Source organism: Brevibacillus halotolerans (genome assembly GCF_026891775.1).
Classification (GTDB): domain Bacteria; phylum Bacillota; class Bacilli; order Brevibacillales; family Brevibacillaceae; genus Brevibacillus_B; species Brevibacillus_B halotolerans.
On record NZ_JAPTNK010000013.1, the window covers coordinates 118,111 to 133,061 of the forward strand.

General features: G+C 41.3%; 19 protein-coding genes. 13 read left to right on the plus strand and 6 right to left on the minus strand.

The window, feature by feature from the left end; translation table 11 throughout:
- Positions 1 to 6 precede the first annotated feature (6 nt).
- The 3 genes from O0550_RS16680 to sda all read left to right on the plus strand — a co-directional run bounded on the left by O0550_RS16680 (position 7) and on the right by sda (position 792).
- Positions 7 to 129 (plus strand): hypothetical protein, encoded by a 123-nt coding sequence (locus tag O0550_RS16680; protein WP_258426862.1) that lies wholly within the window; start codon positions 7 to 9, stop codon positions 127 to 129.
- A gap of 43 nt (positions 130 to 172) precedes the next feature.
- Positions 173 to 367: a hypothetical protein gene (locus O0550_RS16685; protein ID WP_035293006.1), complete on the plus strand. Its 195-nt coding sequence runs from the start codon at positions 173 to 175 to the stop codon at positions 365 to 367.
- 293 nt (positions 368 to 660) lie between these two features.
- Positions 661 to 792, plus strand: a complete 132-nt coding sequence (gene sda / locus O0550_RS16690) for a sporulation histidine kinase inhibitor Sda (RefSeq protein WP_003344248.1) — start codon at positions 661 to 663, stop codon at positions 790 to 792.
- A gap of 89 nt (positions 793 to 881) precedes the next feature.
- Here sda and O0550_RS16695 read toward each other — a convergent pair whose 3' ends face one another.
- Positions 882 to 1,382: a hypothetical protein gene (locus tag O0550_RS16695; protein ID WP_003344247.1), complete on the minus strand. Its 501-nt coding sequence runs from the start codon at positions 1,380 to 1,382 to the stop codon at positions 882 to 884.
- A gap of 247 nt (positions 1,383 to 1,629) precedes the next feature.
- Between O0550_RS16695 and O0550_RS16700 the strand changes: the two genes are divergently transcribed.
- Complete coding sequence (locus O0550_RS16700) at positions 1,630 to 1,890, plus strand: Fpa/YlaN family protein (RefSeq protein WP_031309229.1); 261 nt, start codon at positions 1,630 to 1,632, stop codon at positions 1,888 to 1,890.
- A 55-nt stretch (positions 1,891 to 1,945) separates the two neighbouring features.
- Here O0550_RS16700 and cax read toward each other — a convergent pair whose 3' ends face one another.
- On the minus strand, positions 1,946 to 2,992 hold the full coding sequence (gene cax, locus O0550_RS16705; protein WP_003344246.1) for a calcium/proton exchanger: 1,047 nt from the start codon (positions 2,990 to 2,992) through the stop codon (positions 1,946 to 1,948).
- 125 nt (positions 2,993 to 3,117) lie between these two features.
- On the opposite strand from cax, the gene O0550_RS16710 reads away from it, so the two are divergent.
- Positions 3,118 to 3,372, plus strand: coding sequence for a hypothetical protein (locus tag O0550_RS16710; protein WP_003344245.1), 255 nt, complete (start codon positions 3,118 to 3,120; stop codon positions 3,370 to 3,372).
- Positions 3,373 to 3,465: 93 nt separating this feature from the next.
- Here the strand turns inward: O0550_RS16710 and sleB are convergent, their stop codons facing one another.
- Positions 3,466 to 4,191, minus strand: a complete 726-nt coding sequence (gene sleB, locus O0550_RS16715) for a spore cortex-lytic enzyme (protein WP_003338010.1) — start codon at positions 4,189 to 4,191, stop codon at positions 3,466 to 3,468.
- A gap of 251 nt (positions 4,192 to 4,442) precedes the next feature.
- Between sleB and O0550_RS16720 the strand changes: the two genes are divergently transcribed.
- On the plus strand, positions 4,443 to 4,784 hold the full coding sequence (locus O0550_RS16720) for an Asp23/Gls24 family envelope stress response protein (protein WP_003344243.1): 342 nt from the start codon (positions 4,443 to 4,445) through the stop codon (positions 4,782 to 4,784).
- 96 nt (positions 4,785 to 4,880) lie between these two features.
- Here O0550_RS16720 and ftsW read toward each other — a convergent pair whose 3' ends face one another.
- Both ftsW and O0550_RS16730 read right to left on the minus strand, forming a co-directional pair.
- Positions 4,881 to 6,044 carry a putative lipid II flippase FtsW gene (gene ftsW, locus O0550_RS16725; protein WP_003344242.1) on the minus strand — a complete coding sequence of 388 codons (1,164 nt, stop codon included), beginning with the start codon at positions 6,042 to 6,044 and terminating at the stop codon, positions 4,881 to 4,883.
- 93 nt (positions 6,045 to 6,137) lie between these two features.
- On the minus strand, positions 6,138 to 6,476 hold the full coding sequence (locus tag O0550_RS16730; protein WP_003338007.1) for a YugN family protein: 339 nt from the start codon (positions 6,474 to 6,476) through the stop codon (positions 6,138 to 6,140).
- Between the two features lie 154 nt (positions 6,477 to 6,630).
- On the opposite strand from O0550_RS16730, the gene O0550_RS16735 reads away from it, so the two are divergent.
- From O0550_RS16735 to O0550_RS16750, 4 genes are all read left to right on the plus strand, one after another.
- Entirely contained in the window at positions 6,631 to 7,065 is a 435-nt protein-coding gene (locus O0550_RS16735) for a CBS domain-containing protein (protein WP_003338006.1), read from the plus strand.
- Between the two features lie 406 nt (positions 7,066 to 7,471).
- Entirely contained in the window at positions 7,472 to 8,239 is a 768-nt protein-coding gene (locus O0550_RS16740) for a thermonuclease family protein (protein ID WP_258426863.1), read from the plus strand.
- An 80-nt stretch (positions 8,240 to 8,319) separates the two neighbouring features.
- Complete coding sequence (locus O0550_RS16745) at positions 8,320 to 10,734, plus strand: heavy metal translocating P-type ATPase (RefSeq protein WP_258426864.1); 2,415 nt, start codon at positions 8,320 to 8,322, stop codon at positions 10,732 to 10,734.
- 120 nt (positions 10,735 to 10,854) lie between these two features.
- On the plus strand, positions 10,855 to 11,286 hold the full coding sequence (locus O0550_RS16750) for a hypothetical protein (RefSeq protein WP_068792928.1): 432 nt from the start codon (positions 10,855 to 10,857) through the stop codon (positions 11,284 to 11,286).
- A 106-nt stretch (positions 11,287 to 11,392) separates the two neighbouring features.
- On the opposite strand, the gene O0550_RS16755 is transcribed toward O0550_RS16750, so the two are convergent.
- A complete protein-coding gene (locus O0550_RS16755) occupies positions 11,393 to 11,848 on the minus strand; it encodes a protease complex subunit PrcB family protein (protein ID WP_003338000.1) in 456 nt (151 codons plus the stop codon).
- Positions 11,849 to 11,903: 55 nt separating this feature from the next.
- On the opposite strand from O0550_RS16755, the gene O0550_RS16760 reads away from it, so the two are divergent.
- From O0550_RS16760 to O0550_RS16770, 3 genes are all read left to right on the plus strand, one after another.
- The gene (locus O0550_RS16760) at positions 11,904 to 13,859 is read left to right on the plus strand and encodes a hypothetical protein (RefSeq protein ID WP_258426865.1); all 1,956 of its coding nucleotides are present in this window, start codon (positions 11,904 to 11,906) and stop codon (positions 13,857 to 13,859) included.
- Between the two features lie 102 nt (positions 13,860 to 13,961).
- Positions 13,962 to 14,426, plus strand: coding sequence for a YlbF/YmcA family competence regulator (locus O0550_RS16765; protein ID WP_003337998.1), 465 nt, complete (start codon positions 13,962 to 13,964; stop codon positions 14,424 to 14,426).
- 104 nt (positions 14,427 to 14,530) lie between these two features.
- A complete protein-coding gene (locus tag O0550_RS16770) occupies positions 14,531 to 14,902 on the plus strand; it encodes a YlbG family protein (RefSeq protein WP_003337997.1) in 372 nt (123 codons plus the stop codon).
- Positions 14,903 to 14,951: the final 49 nt, after the last annotated feature.

Genomic DNA, 14,951 nt, shown 5'->3' on the forward strand with positions numbered 1-14,951 from the left:
AGCTAGGTGTCTAGCAATCGGGCTACTTGTATGCTGGCATATGTATCGAATGGAGAAAAGAATGGCAATACAAACAAAGAGAGTAGCTATCTAATGCTTGCTGATTTTTTTCCGCTGATGTCGATTTAACTCAGAAATTCGGGGTAAAAAGAGATAGAAGAGTAAACAAAAATTGAAACGAAATGGTCTCCTCATACGTATGGATATATATAATACTACCGGAGTAGGAATTCTGGTTGAAAGCGAGGGACATAAGGTGGAAGATAAAAAGAAAATTCGCCACATGTTATTCTTCACTGGTTCATTCGGGTTTGCTGTCTTCGCTATGGTTGTTGTCACCGAGATTATTCGTGTCTCCATGCACTAGTCTCATACTCAAAAAGCGAATATCGAACGTAAAAGTGACTCGGATAGAAAGAGAGGCGGCCATTTCGGCCGTCTTTTTTTTATATGAAATCTATATTTTTCGACAATATGTAATTATTTGTGGATAATTCAAAAAAGAAATCCACAAGAGTATATATACATTTATACATCTTTTGCACAATTACCCCACAGGCTATCAACAGGATTTCCACAGCACTTGTGGATATCGGAACGATTGTTCGTTTTTTTAATAGCTGATACAATACGGTATAGAATAAAAGGGAGGTGACAAGCGTGAGATACTTAAGTGATACGATGTTGATAGAAGTATATCAACGTGCAGTCGCCCTTCATCTCGATGCCGATTTTATTTTCTTGGTAGAAGCTGAAATGGCGCGTAGGAAACTCTCTTTTCAAAGTGCTTAAGTCATGTAGGTATTAGACTTACAAACATAAACTAGAAAACGGGCAAATCGAGATAGCCACCCTATGGAAGGGTGGCACTTATTTTTTGCTTATAGCAGGACTTCAAACATTGTAATGTTATGTAGGGGTTGCTTGTTTTCTTGTAGATCTTCTGGGAAATATAAAAAGACCGGTCCTTTGTCTCGAATTGGTTTACCGTCTTTTGAGAATTGAAGAATGATTTGCTTGGATTTTTCCAGAGAAACATCTACATAATCTTGTTGCTCACGGTGAATACGTAGAGTCGTGGCGTTCGGATGAGGCTTGGCATTTTCCAAAAAAGGTGCAAATTTGATTGCATAATCGCCCTCAAGCACTTTTCGTTCTTCAACCAAGCTTTTGCGTTGACTAGGAGGAGTGGCGCCTTCCTTCATTTCTTTTTCCCAATGCAGGGATGCACTACGGATATATCTATTTGTCTCTTGTAATTCTAGATGCTCCTGCTCCTTATAAGAAGACAGTTCGAATTTTCGGTCATCAAACACCCACACGCTTGGATCAATGGTGATAGGGAATTCTACAGCTCCCTTTACTACAATCACGTCTGCCATTTTGGTCTTCCTCTCTGTTAGCCTTTTCCTACTTCATTATTGTATCGCAGGATGTAGAGTGCCGCAATGAATGTGTTGGTTAGAAAAGTTTATTGGCAGCGTTTTCACAGCCGTTTAACATATTATGCACTATGAATAAAAGGTTATCCCCTTTTCAAATGACTCGTTATGACGTACTATGTATGTATGGTAAGGACGTGTCCAAACGGAGGGATAGGTTTTGACAGACGTAAAAATTCATAACGATATGGCCAATAAAGCTTTAGCGTTATTAAGAGCAGATGCGGATAAAATATATAAATTAATTGATGTTCAGATGGAGAACTTGAACATGCCACAGTGTCCTTTATACGAAGAGGTGCTTGATACACAGATGTTCGGTTTGTCGCGTGAAATCGAGTTCGCTGTTCGCCTAGGTGTAGTAGAGGAAGATGAAGGCAGGTCTATTCTAGAAAATCTTGAACACAAATTAGCCGATTTACACGAGCTCTTTAACGAAAAAAAATAAAAACTCGCTAGGAAAGCTTTCTTTCCTTAGCGAGTTTTTGTTACGTGTGGACGATCTAATCGAAGAAGAAGGCTGTACCAAGAATCAGATACACAATTAACAGCAATACTCCTTCGAACCAATTAGTTTTACCGTCTCGACAGATCGAAATCGTGATAATGGTTGATACGGCAATTGCTGTGAGCTCTGGTACAGTAAAAACGATGTTCATAGGAGACCCGAATAAGAGACTGATTAAGACCAGTGTGGGAGCTACGAACAAAGCTACTTGTAAACTAGAACCCACAGCAATTTCCACAGCTGCGCCGATACGCCCTTTTAAAGCTAGTAGGACTGCGGCACTGTGCTCCGCGGCATTTCCAATAATAGCAATGACAAAAGCACCCACAAACAGCTCTGACCAGCCAAAGGTATGTGAGACTGCTTCCACACTATGTACTAACCACTCGGATACCACAGCGACAAAGAATGTTGATAGTACCAGCATGACGATGGACACTGGCTTTGACCAAATAGCCTCGCTCTCATATTGTTCCACATCAGTGAGAAACGATTTATGTGTGACCATCGAGAAGATCAGCCACAGTACATACGCAATAATTAATAAGATCGCAATCACGATCGACAGAGTGTTAATCTTATCAAGGGATAGCTCAGACATAAAGACAGCAGGAATAAATAACGAAACCAAAGCCAACGTCATCATGGAAGCATTGTGCCCGGCTAGTTGGCTATTAAAGATTTGTTCTTTAAATTTTAAACCACCAAGCAATACGCTTAAGCCTAAAACCAATAAAAGATTTCCGATAACAGAGCCTGTGATAGACGCTTTTACCATCTCAAACAAACCTTCTCTAACTAAAAAGAACGCAATAATTAATTCCGCGGCATTGCCAAAGGTTGCGTTTAAGAATCCACCAATGCGATCCCCTGCATAATGAGCGACATTCTCCGTAGCTTTTCCTAACCAGGATGCGAGAAAGATAATGGCTAAGGAAGCTGTGATAAACCGTAATACTTCATTTTCTGTGAAATAGTGAAACCCAGCCGCCAGCGCGAAGCTTCCCCCTACCAGCAAATAAAATAGCCGCATGCTTTTCATACCATATAACCCCTCATTTCTTACCGGTTTATTTCCCACTGTTTGTTGCAGAGATGATCGAGATTCATGAGTGCATATTCCCTTTACGTTAAAGGAAAACTAAGGAAAACGTAAGGAGGTGCTTTATGTCTGCTCCCTATTGCTGTCCGGTATGCCGCACTAATCGTATGAGATTTACCATCATACGTCAACAACCCCAATATGTTCGCTTACATCCGCAAACCGGTGAGACCGTAGAAGAATTGACGCAAACGGAATTAGATGCTTTTCATCAGCCGTATAAAGGGGATGACTATCTTGTTCAATGTGGCATCTGTGGTACCATTGAAAGCGAAGAAAGGTTTGTAAAAATGGCGCAACACTCATTTGGACCAAAATGAGCACGCTGAAACATTATTATGTCTATTAAAAAGAGAGAAACCTGGTAATGATTTATACCAGGTTTTACATCTTTATACGGTTAAATCTCATGATTATCTACAAAAGATGTGTTTACCTATCCTTTTAATTTGCGGGCGACTCCAGATCCAAGCAGAGGTTGCTGTATCTGGATTAAAATAATAGGTAGCTCCTTCACTAGGGTCCCACCCCTTTAGAGCATCTTGAACTGCCTTTCGCGCTGTTTCATCTGGTGATAGATAAATTTGACCGTCAGCTACAGCTGTAAATGCACGTGGTTCAAACACAACAGCAGCCGGTGAATTAGGGAAGGATGGGCTTTTGGTACGATTTAAAATAACGGCCGCGACTGCAACCTGTCCGGTATACGGTTCACCGCGTGCTTCTCCATATACAGCTTGGGCCATAATTTGCAGATCATTAGTCGAAAAGCCATTAGAAGCCGTAATTACTTGATTTCCTTTTTCTTTTGGTTTAAAAGTCCCCATCACATAATTTTTTGTTGCATTGTACAGTCGGACTTTTGTTTTATCGTCTAGCTCCCCGGTAATAGTCATGCCAAATTCATATTGAAAAAGACGCAGAGCATTTCTTGTGCGAGGACCGAAAATAGAATCGATATCTCCTGTGTAAAAACCAATATGTTTAAGCCTCTCCTGTAGTTCTCTTACATTGGTACCTGTGCTTCCTTCCTTATAGGTAGGACCCATGGTAAATGCTTGTGTGATACTTGGAATACTACTAACCAGAAATGCAGTACACAAGATTACTCCGAAACACCAATACATAACTTTTTGCACTGTATGTATGCCTCCCTTTTGTAAAAAAGCTACGTTAGTAAACGGTAGTTCGTTTTGTAAGTGTAGTTTGTCCGATTTTCTATTGGTTTAAAAGCTGGTAAAATTTTCGAGAATAGTGCTTCAAGCCTTTGCCGAAACCCGTTATAATAAAAGAAAAACATTTTTGAAGCAGCACATGATTAGTTGGGTAAACTATGTACAACAGGCAAGTAGCGCTACATAAGGGCGGTTCACATAAGGAGGCGGTAGGGATGGATTCCGTGAAAGACCAAATCAGAGTGGCAGATCAAGTAGTTGCAGTTATTGCAGGAGTAGCGGCTCAAGAGATTGAAGAGGTAGCTGTAGGTGGTTCTACTACATTTTATGATGAGTGGACGAAGCGATTAGGTGCGAAGAATAACGCAAAAGGAATCATGGTCGAAATAGGAGACATGGGTGCTTCTATTACATTATGGGTTTCTGTTCGATACGGAACTATCATTAGCAAGACCTGCCAGCATCTACAAGAGAAAGTAAAAGAAACAGTGGAGTTTTTAACAGGATTAACGGTTTATGAAGTAAACGTACGCGTCGAGGGCCTCACGATTGAATAACGAGAACCAAGTATAGGTATAAACAGAAATAGAAAAAATCCAACGACGAATTTGTTGCTGTCGTTGGATTTTTTTATGTTTGTGAAGGGGAAAAACCTATCCTTGCATCGAGGAGCTCTGGGCATTTTTTTGTCTATTAACATCACGAGATACGCTTAGTAGGATTCCCATGCTCGTCATACAAATCAACAGGGATGATCCACCATAACTGATAAATGGCAAGGGTACACCTGTCAAAGGTATAGCACCTGTTACACCACCGATATTAATCATTGCCTGAATGCTAATCATGGTAACAATTCCTGTTCCAGCCAGCGTAGCAAAGGTATCAGTTGATCGTAAGCTGATCTGCAGTCCTCGAATGATTAACAGCAGATATAAGAGCAGGAAGATAGAGGTACCGATTAGCCCCATCTCTTCAGCAATAACGGAAAAGATAAAATCGGTATATGCCTCAGGTAGATACAGATACTTCTGCAAGCTTTTCCCGAACCCTGTACCGAAGATTCCACCTCGTGCAATAGCATAGAGGGATTGAACCATATGAAATCCTTTATCTAATGGATCATTCCAAGGATTAGTAAAAGAGGTTAATCGTGCCCAAGCATGTTGTTTTACCATGATATAAGTAGTAATAAACAGAGTAGATGGAGGGACCGTAAGCAAAAAGATATGCTTAATATTAGCTCCACCTGCTATTAAGATAACCCCAGCCGTTCCTAAAATAATGGCTGCAGTTCCTAAATCCGGCTGGGCCATAATCATCAAAAAGAAAATACCCGTAACTGTCAAAGGTGGTATTAAACCTGTTTTGAAGCTTCGGAAGGCGTCTCCCTTTTTGGCGATGAGGGCTGACAGATACAGAATTAATCCCAGCTTGGCAACCTCTGAGGTTTGTAAATTCATAAAGCCTAATTTAATCCATGATTGCGCACCGTTAGCTTTGTTCCCAAATCCAGGAATATAAACAAGTAGAAGTAAGAAAAAGCTACCGACGGCAATCAACAGGAAGTTTTTCTTATAAAAGGAGAAGGGGATGTTCATAACAAAGAACATAAGAAACAAACCCAAGATGGCAAAGATGATTTGTCTTTTTGCGAAGTACAAACCGTCACCTAGACATTGATCACAACCTTTGGATGTCAATATTCCGGTTTGAGCATAGATGTAGCTGGAGCTCATTACCATCGTAATGCCAAAGCCTACAAGTAGCACTGTTAAAAAAAGTAGGAGAAAATCTGGTACGCCCCGAGTTTTCATTGAAAAAGAAATCACCCCTAGAAATGAAACAGAGAGGTGGGTATGTCCTCTCTGCTTGTGTAAAGTATTTGAACAAACTGAACCTTCATACTGTTATGCTAATTTGTCTTTTAATCCTTGTAAAATCTGTTTTGCATTGTTGAGTACGCCATCTGGCATAGGACAGTCATAATCAATTCCATGCGGGAACAGATGCTTGCCAATGAATGGCTCGTCCAATTTTAATACAGTGTCTGGATCTTCCATTTTGCCTTCTACACAATGTGCTTGAATGCGAAGATAGTAGGTGGTGTCTCTATCCTTTAGCTTGTAATCGTAGGTTGCATGGGTATAATCCCAAGCAAAACGCGTGAAACCTAAGCTATCCATAGCAATGTCCAAGTCGGCTAGAGTTCCTTGTTGGCCGCCGATTCCCGTTTCTTTGAGAAGCATTCTGCCTTCCTCCTTCGTGATATTCACTCCCTTATGATAGTAGGTTTTTCCTGATTGTGCAATGATTATGAGACGTAAAAAATAGCTCGATTGCATGAAAGAATACCGGAGGGGGGAAACTAACCTTTGTTTAAGTACGGAAGGAGGAAGAAAAATGGCAAAAAGAACATTACGTGAAATCATGACCGAGAATCTTGCTACCGTTACATTATTAGATAATGTATATGAAGTAGCGGTGAAAATGAGAGATTGGAACGTTGGCGTTATCCCAGTTGTGAATGAGCAAAAAGATGTTATCGGAGTAATTACAGACCGTGATATCGTCATTCGTGGTCTTGCTGAAAAGCATCAAGGCTCTAGTAAGGTCGAAGAGGTTATGAGTAGAGACATCGTGCTTGGTACCCCAGAAATGACCGTGGATGCAGCAGCTAAGCTGATGGCCAAGCATCAAATTCGTCGTCTGCCAGTAGTTGATAACGGAAAATTAGTTGGCATTGTGGCGATTGGAGACATGGCAATCCGCAACATTTTACAAGATGAGGCTGGAGAAGCGTTAGCAGAGATTTCAGAAACAGCTTCACGCCATTAAAATTTAAAATGAAGAGAGCATTTGTGGGCACTCGAAAAACGAGTGTCTTTTTCTATTTTATTTTTTTGTGTCACTCCATAATATTTGGGCTTGTTTTTTTTGGACCCAATTTATCCCTTTTCGCATAGGCTGTAACGAAGAGGAAAGGAGGGTCCACATGGGTTTTTTCGATTTTGACTTCTTAAATGGAGATAACGAGGAACTGATATGGATCATCATAATCGTCGTGGTTTTATTTGTACTACTCGTTGATTGGGACTGGGAATAATGACCGGATAAAAAGGCGGCCTACCAAGATGTTGTGGGTCGTTTTTTGCTTTATAAGAATAGAAAAACTGTAGACAAGCACGTATGTTTGGTATGATGGGAAAGGTAGAAATAAACAAAAAGCATGGAGGATTTGTACATGAGAACAATGTTTGCCAAAACGAAGCATTTATTAGCCATTCTTTCCCTTGGTGTTGCCTTAGCAGTAAGTGGATGCGCCACTGACAAAGACAGCCAAGAAAACAACGAGCCTACTCCCAATGGAAAAATGAAAGTTAAAATAGAGAGAGTGGTCGATGGGGATACCTTTAAAACAACAAGAGGCGATAAGGTAAGGCTAATCGGAGTGGATACACCAGAGACGGTAAAGCCCAATACTCCTGTACAGCCATATGGAAAAGAAGCGAGTAACTATTCGAAAAGTATGTTAGAAGGCAAGGAGGTCACTCTTCAATTCGATGTTCAGCCTTTCGATAAATATCAAAGATTATTAGCTTATGTTTATTTAGAAGATGGCACATTCTATAATGAGCATCTTGTACATGAAGGATACGCTCGCATCATGACAGTTCCACCTAATGTAGCCCAAGCAGAAGTGTTCTTAAAGGCAGAACAGGATGCTAGAGAAAATAATCGAGGGCTCTGGGCATTAGATGTTTATCAGAAAGCGGACCAGGATAAGCAAATGAATACATCCTCGAAGAAGCAAAAGAATCAATCTGATAAAAAGGAAAGTAGCTCGGAAAAAGACAGCAGCAAGCAGCAAATCAAAGGAAATATTAATTCAAAGGGTGAAAAAATTTATCATGTGCCTGGTGGACGTTATTATGAGCAAACAAAACCAGAGGAGTGGTTTGATACTGAAGAAGCTGCAATAAAAGCAGGATTTAGAAAATCAAAGGAATAACATTTAGATGATTGTTTGAATATTATAATGTTATCTGATACACTACGATGTAGAGAGATCGGAAAATGAGGTGCTGCGGGATGAGGAAAAATCTGAATCATAAGCATAATGGACAAGAAAAAAACTCCAATTATTCTCACGTAGAACATCAAGATAACGAAATTGTAACGAAAACTTGCTGTGGTGAACAGGGGCAGCATTCCCATGCAGATCACCATCAGCACGAGCATTGTCAAGATGCAGGTCACTCGCATCAAGAGCATCATCACAAAAATCATAGTCACGATCACGAACATCAGAAACACACTCATCACGGCCATAATCATGCTGAACATTCACACGCTACAGGATGCTGTTCAGCCCAACATGAAATGGCGACGAATGAATTAACCAATAAACCCGCTGCACAGGTATATCATATTGAGGGCATGGATTGCGGCTCCTGCGCATTGACGTTACAGAAGCATGTGCAGAAAAGCCTGAACATGTCTGAAGTAGAAGTAAACTTTAGCACAGCTAAAATGCGCTTAGGTAAAAAAGCTAATGTTGAACAAGTTCTCCAAGCTATTACGGAAGCTGGTTACAAAGGTACATATCAAGACGGAAATGATCGCTTGGCTAGTGTTGAACCGGAAGCTTGGTGGCGAAATGAGGCGGTTTGGCGTACGGGAACAGCAGGTTTTTTTATTCTGGCAGGGCTTATACTGCATGCGTTCCAGTTAGAACTGCTGGGGAATAGTGCTTATGCTATAGCTATGGTGATTGCTGGATTAAAGCCATTAAAAGCCGCCTGGTATGCTCTAAAAAGCAAATCGGCCGATATGAATCTGCTGATGAGCTTAGCGGCAATAGGTGCAGCTTTTATTGGGGAATGGTTAGAAGGGGCAACGGTTGTTTTCTTATTTGGACTTGGGAACGCTTTGCAAACCCTATCTATCAATAAAACGCGTCAATCTATCCGCTCCTTGCTACGTTTAGCACCAAAGGAAGCGATTGTCTATAGAGGAGCCGAATGGGTTAGTATCCCAGTAAAAGATGTACTAGTTGGAGAGCGCTTGTTAATCAAAGCAGGTGAAGGAATTCCTCTTGATGGGTTTATTGTTAAAGGGATTTCAACGTTTAATCAGGCGCCGATCACTGGGGAATCCATGCCAGTTGACAAAGGCGTAGGTGACACTCTTTTTGCTGGTAGTATAAACGAAACTGACGTAGTTGAGATGGAAGTCACGAAGATCGGCTCCGATTCGACGTTAGCTCGCATCATTCATTTAGTGGAGGAAGCACAGGAGAAGAAGGCACCGACGGAGCAGTTCGTAGAGAAATTTGCTAGAATTTATACGCCCATTGTCATTGTAGTGGCCCTAGCTGTTATTATTTTGCCTCCTTTATTTACAGGAGAGTGGCAACATTGGTTTTACCGTGGCTTGGAGCTATTGGTAATCGCTTGCCCTTGCGCCTTAGTGATTTCGACTCCAGTTGCAGTAGTGTCAGCTATTGGCAGTGCGGCACGTCATGGTGTGCTGATTAAGGGTGGAGCCGCCTTGGAGATGATTGGTCATTTAAAGCAAGTGGCGTTTGATAAGACGGGTACGATCACAACTGGAAAATTACAGGTTGAAAAAATTCTTACTCTTCAGGAACGTTCAGAGACAGAAATTCTTGAAAAGGCGGCCATGATCGAGCAATCCTCACATCATCCCATTGCTACAGCTATCCTGTTGCAGGCAAGGGAAAGTGGGATTCTCCCGCAGAATTCGGATCATCATCAAACCATTGTTGGTAAGGGTGCTAGTGCTACCCTGTCAGGAATCACGTATTTGGCTGGGAATGAAAAGCTGTTTATCGAATATAATGTTGAGCTTGGCCTTTTACAAGAACAGATTAAAGAAGAGCAACAAGCTGGCAAAACGATTGTATTAGTGGGAACAACGAAAGAAATTTGGGGTGCCCTCATCATATCTGATACCATTCGCCCAACTAGCCAACAGGTGATGCAGCAATTACAAGGCATTGGCGTAAAAACCTTGTTGCTGACGGGAGATAATGCCGGAGCGGCACAGCATATGGCTCAAAAAGTGGGGATCGGACACGTACAAGCAGGATTGTTGCCAGAGGATAAGCTGGAGGCAATAAAGGTAGCGAAAAAGCGAGAAGGTGGCACGATCGCAATGGTGGGTGACGGTATTAATGATGCCCCAGCTTTAGCTACTGCTGATGTAGGTATTGCGATGGGAGGAGCAGGGACAGATACTGCGATGGAAACAGCAGGAATTGTATTGATGGCTGATGACCTAGAAAAATTACCATATGTAATTAGACTTAGCCAACAAGCGTTAGCGATTATCAAGCAAAACATATATTTCTCTCTGTTGATCAAAGCCATTGCACTACTTTTGATCATCCCAAATTGGCTCACACTGTGGATGGCCGTCATTAGCGATACAGGAGCAGCCATGATTGTTATTCTTAATAGCATGAGGCTATTGAGAAAGTAATTTTACAAGAGAATAAAATTCGCTTAACGAACTGATCAATGAAGTAGACGATTGTAGCATAAACAGGGAAAAACAGGGCACTCTAGGGCTATATTCACCAAAAAGTAAGGAGTGTCCTGTATGATCCAAAAATTGCGTGGACGTCGTTTTTACTTATTTATTTTGTTTGTAGCTATTTTAGAGCTATCCATGATGGGATTGCATTCATTGGAAGGAAAAAAGGCAACTCACAGCAATCAGACACATGTACTTGCTGAAGAAGTGAAGAAGCCCTCTCTTGTCGTGGAACACCAAGTAAAAGGCAATGATCTGGAATTAAAAATGATTGTTCAAGATTTCCGGTTCTCATTGGAAAACATGGGAAAAGAAAATAAAGACGGTGAAGGCCATGTCCATTTGTATGTAGATGGGAAGAAAATAGCCAAGATTTTTGGCCCGCAATTTACCTTAGCGGATGTGGCTCCCGGAAAACACAAAATAGAAGTGGAATTAGCCCATAACAACCATGAATCCTATGGTGTCAAACAGACCTTTGAAATCGTAATCAACTAAGCAAATGAAAAAGAGAGTCTTATGAGGCTTTCACCTACATAGGAAAAAGCTGTGGAGTCCATGAACACCATCCACAGCTTTTTCCTTTTCGCTCTGTCGTTCGTTATTATAGGTAGTTTATGGTTACGTGTTGTGCATCTTGAGGTAAGGTAATTACCGTAGTTGGGTAGGTAATTACTTGAAGCAGCATTGATTTTTGAGGTCGCTCTTCTACGACATGGATGACATAAGTTCCGTCAGTCTCTTGCTGGACCTTGTCAACCTTGATAGAATAGCCACTGGTAGGGCGCTCACCAAGCGCAATGGCTACATAGGTGAGATCATTTTCATGAATCAGTCGATAGCCACCCTGTTCTTGTATATCGGCAAGCGCCAGATCTACAGAAGTGGGGTAGGAAGTAGGAGCAGTGCTAAAATCATTCATAGATACAACTCCTTTTTGGTTAGACTGTTGAATATTGTGAGGCAAAGAGATATCCTGAGCTGTTGCAGTTGGGGTCGTGTTGATGTAGGAGATCAGGATTCCTCCCATTAGCAATAGGCCTGCTAATACATGTTTCATTCTCTATCCCTCCTATGATTTCCTCCATCTACCGTTACGAATAGAGGTGAGCTTCGTGAATTTATATAAATGTCTGGATATGTTGTCAGAACGTACAACGGAAGAGATTATCCAGGAACAGAACCGGCGATTAAATTTCAAATGCGACAAATCTTTAATGAACCGACTACAGGATGCAAGCTTCTGTCAATCATTATGGGAAGCACTCACAGAGCACGAGCGTCAAGCAGTGTCTCTTTTTTATACAAATGCGCAACAGGGATTTATACGTAAGCGTGAATTTGAGACAATTACTCAGCAAGATATTCTGTTAACAGCAGGTCTTACAAAGCTACGTCGACTAGGTATTATTTATACGGTTCGAAAAATGTGGAGCGAGATAGGCTATATGATGCCGTTCGAATTACGTAAAAATATATACGCCTTTAGTAGCCTTACACACAAAAAAGGGATAGAACCATCAGTAAAAGAGGAAGCCATCCCGCATGTATTTTCCTATTCACTTCCAGCAGGGCGCGGTATCCATATGGATATGCTTGCCTTTCTGCTGTTTTTAAGAGAACAATCGGTTTCTCTTACACAAAAAAACGGAATACCCCGGCGAATGCTCCTCAAATGGATGGATCGCATTTCTTTGAGAGATGAACATATGCGGGGGTGGTTTTCTAGTCTTTTGCCGTCTGAAGTAAAGGTAGATGATCAAACGCCCGTTTCTTTTCTCTTTGATCTATCCTTACGAATGCGGCTTGTCTATTTACAAGATAAAAGAATTTGCCTGCATCCCGCAATATTAAATGATTGGTTACGAAAGAAAAATGTGGAACAGCTTGAGGATATCAAAACAAACCTATTACGATACTATGCGCCAAAGGAGTCGTGGCAAGAAGGATTTCTATTTGAATTGCAATTGCTCGATAAAGAATGGTACAGGATAGATGAGATTCTTTCTAAGCTAACGAAGATAGGTTATAGGCTACCAGAACAGGCCCAGGAGCAATTGAAAAAGACCTGGTTACATCCTTTGCTTGGTTTTGGACTCATTCAATTAGGCGAAGATAATGAACAAAACCTGTGGATTCGCCATAATCCGTATCATCAGGATCAGGGGGATCATCAGCCTAAATGGTATTTGGATTCGACTGGTGAAGTCATGGTTCCTCCGGGTATGATGTTAGCTCAACTTTGGGAGCTAAGCCGTTTGGGAGAAATGAATGTAGCTGGGGATTTTATTACCTGCAATGTAACCTCCCAACGTGTGCAGACCTACTTATCAACAGGAGGAAGTGTTGACCAAATCCTTCAATTTTTCCACGAGCATACAGCCCATCCAGTGCCGGACTCTGTTGCTCAACTCCTCATAAAATGGTCAGAGGACGCGAAACAGCTCTCCTATGAGCAGGTGATTCGGTTTAAAACAACCAGCCCTGCATTGTTAGCTGAATTACGTGATATAGGAATTCTTGCCCCGTTTATATCGGAAGTCATTTCGCCTGTAGCTTTTTTACTTCCTGAAAGTAAATTGGGGGAATTTATCTCCTTGCTTAGGGAATGTGGGTATGAGCCGCAGTCAGGGGAAATCCGTCGTTTCCAGGCTTTAGGCTCCCATTTCGATGAGGCTCACTCGGATAACAATCTCATTCCATCAGAGATAAACCTAGATAGTGAAGGCTTTTTCCCCTTGGTAACAGCCTTTCTTGATTTCAAGGTTGAAAATGTTTTTCCTGATGTCGGTGAAGCCATCCCGGGTCTATCAGCCTTACCAAAAATGTGGACGGAACATTATCAAGGCTATCATCCAAATACGATGCGCCTGATGCTAAAACGAGCACAGGAGCTTCGATTAGAGGTACAATGCCAAACCCATCGACAAGATGAATGGACGGGCAGAGTACAGGAAGTGGAATTGGAACATGGGTACTGGCAAGTACGTATGATGTCAAAAGATAAATTTTGGAAAGAAAAAGTGGATGAGATATCACGGCTACGTATCCTGATTCCAGCATATTTATAGGAAAGCCAAGTAAAAAATGTGTGATGTTTAAATCTTTCCTGTGCCTCCATGAGGGGTTTCGTGCTAAAATAATAGTAGGTTTGCCTGTAAAGGAGGTAAAACATGATAGATATACCAAGTGAATTAGATATGGCTAGCTTGTTGTATGAGGCTGATCATTTAGCCATTATGATAAATGAATCACAAGAAGTGAATGATTATTTACAAACGAAGCAAGCTATGGAAAATGACGAGAAAGTCTTACTATATATCCAGCGCTTTGAGCGTAAAAAGCTAGACTATGAAGAAGTTCAACGTTTTGGTAAGTATCACCCAGATTTCCACAAGGTAATGGCTGAGATAAGAGAATTAAAGCAGTCTTATGAAGCGTTGCCAACTGTTCGTGAATTTAAGAAAGCAGAAGCAAGCTTAGATCAGCTATTGTATCAAGTAGGTCGTGTTATAGCTGATTCTGTATCAGAGAGCGTTAAAGTTCCTAGCAATAACCCAATTATGGAGGCAATGGCCAGCGGTTGCGGTACTGGTGGCAGCTGTGGTTGCGGTAATAAAGAAAAGAAACACGCTTAATGAAAAATACGACAGCGCTCATAAAACTACGTTTTTTGCTAAAAGACGTAGTTTGAGCCTGATTACATAGGATTGTCAGTAGAGGAAGGAGTTTTCAGGGCACGATGAGACTGAAAAGATTGGGAGTAGCTGTTTGGATTAAAAATCCTCGTGTTGCGAAGAATTTACGAAAATTCGGCACCATTCATTATGTATCCAAAAGACTCAATTACGTTGCCATGTATGTGGACGCTGAAGAAATTGAGCAAGTGATATCACAATTAGAACGGCTTCACTTTGTACTAAAGGTAGAACGTTCACATCGCCATGAAATCCCAACTGAGTATAACAATGCGAAGCCGGATAAAGCGAAGGAATTTGACTATCAATTAGAGAAAAATCAACTGATGGCTTTGGCTGAATCATTAATCAGCGATAATACATCTATCGCCAAATCGGAGCATCCGGCAGCAAAGCCTATCCCGGTTCAAAGCTAGCTAGCAGAGCTTTTGATTGTAAAACATAAAGGGGCTTTTCTCATCCAAT

Bases quoted from the DNA above. Each gene is read 5' to 3' on its own strand.
- O0550_RS16695 (WP_003344247.1), bottom strand. From the start codon at position 1,382: ATGGCAGACGTGATTGTAGTAAAGGGAGCTGTAGAATTCCCTATCACC.
- O0550_RS16700 (WP_031309229.1), top strand. From the start codon at position 1,630: ATGGCCAATAAAGCTTTAGCGTTATTAAGAGCAGATGCGGATAAAATA.
- cax (WP_003344246.1), bottom strand. From the start codon at position 2,992: ATGAAAAGCATGCGGCTATTTTATTTGCTGGTAGGGGGAAGCTTCGCG.
- O0550_RS16710 (WP_003344245.1), top strand. From the start codon at position 3,118: ATGTCTGCTCCCTATTGCTGTCCGGTATGCCGCACTAATCGTATGAGA.
- O0550_RS16720 (WP_003344243.1), top strand. From the start codon at position 4,443: ATGGATTCCGTGAAAGACCAAATCAGAGTGGCAGATCAAGTAGTTGCA.
- ftsW (WP_003344242.1), bottom strand. From the start codon at position 6,044: ATGAAAACTCGGGGCGTACCAGATTTTCTCCTACTTTTTTTAACAGTG.
- O0550_RS16730 (WP_003338007.1), bottom strand. From the start codon at position 6,476: ATGCTTCTCAAAGAAACGGGAATCGGCGGCCAACAAGGAACTCTAGCC.
- O0550_RS16735 (WP_003338006.1), top strand. From the start codon at position 6,631: ATGGCAAAAAGAACATTACGTGAAATCATGACCGAGAATCTTGCTACC.
- O0550_RS16740 (WP_258426863.1), top strand. From the start codon at position 7,472: ATGAGAACAATGTTTGCCAAAACGAAGCATTTATTAGCCATTCTTTCC.
- O0550_RS16745 (WP_258426864.1), top strand. From the start codon at position 8,320: ATGAGGAAAAATCTGAATCATAAGCATAATGGACAAGAAAAAAACTCC.
- O0550_RS16750 (WP_068792928.1), top strand. From the start codon at position 10,855: ATGATCCAAAAATTGCGTGGACGTCGTTTTTACTTATTTATTTTGTTT.
- O0550_RS16755 (WP_003338000.1), bottom strand. From the start codon at position 11,848: ATGAAACATGTATTAGCAGGCCTATTGCTAATGGGAGGAATCCTGATC.
- O0550_RS16765 (WP_003337998.1), top strand. From the start codon at position 13,962: ATGATAGATATACCAAGTGAATTAGATATGGCTAGCTTGTTGTATGAG.
- O0550_RS16770 (WP_003337997.1), top strand. From the start codon at position 14,531: ATGAGACTGAAAAGATTGGGAGTAGCTGTTTGGATTAAAAATCCTCGT.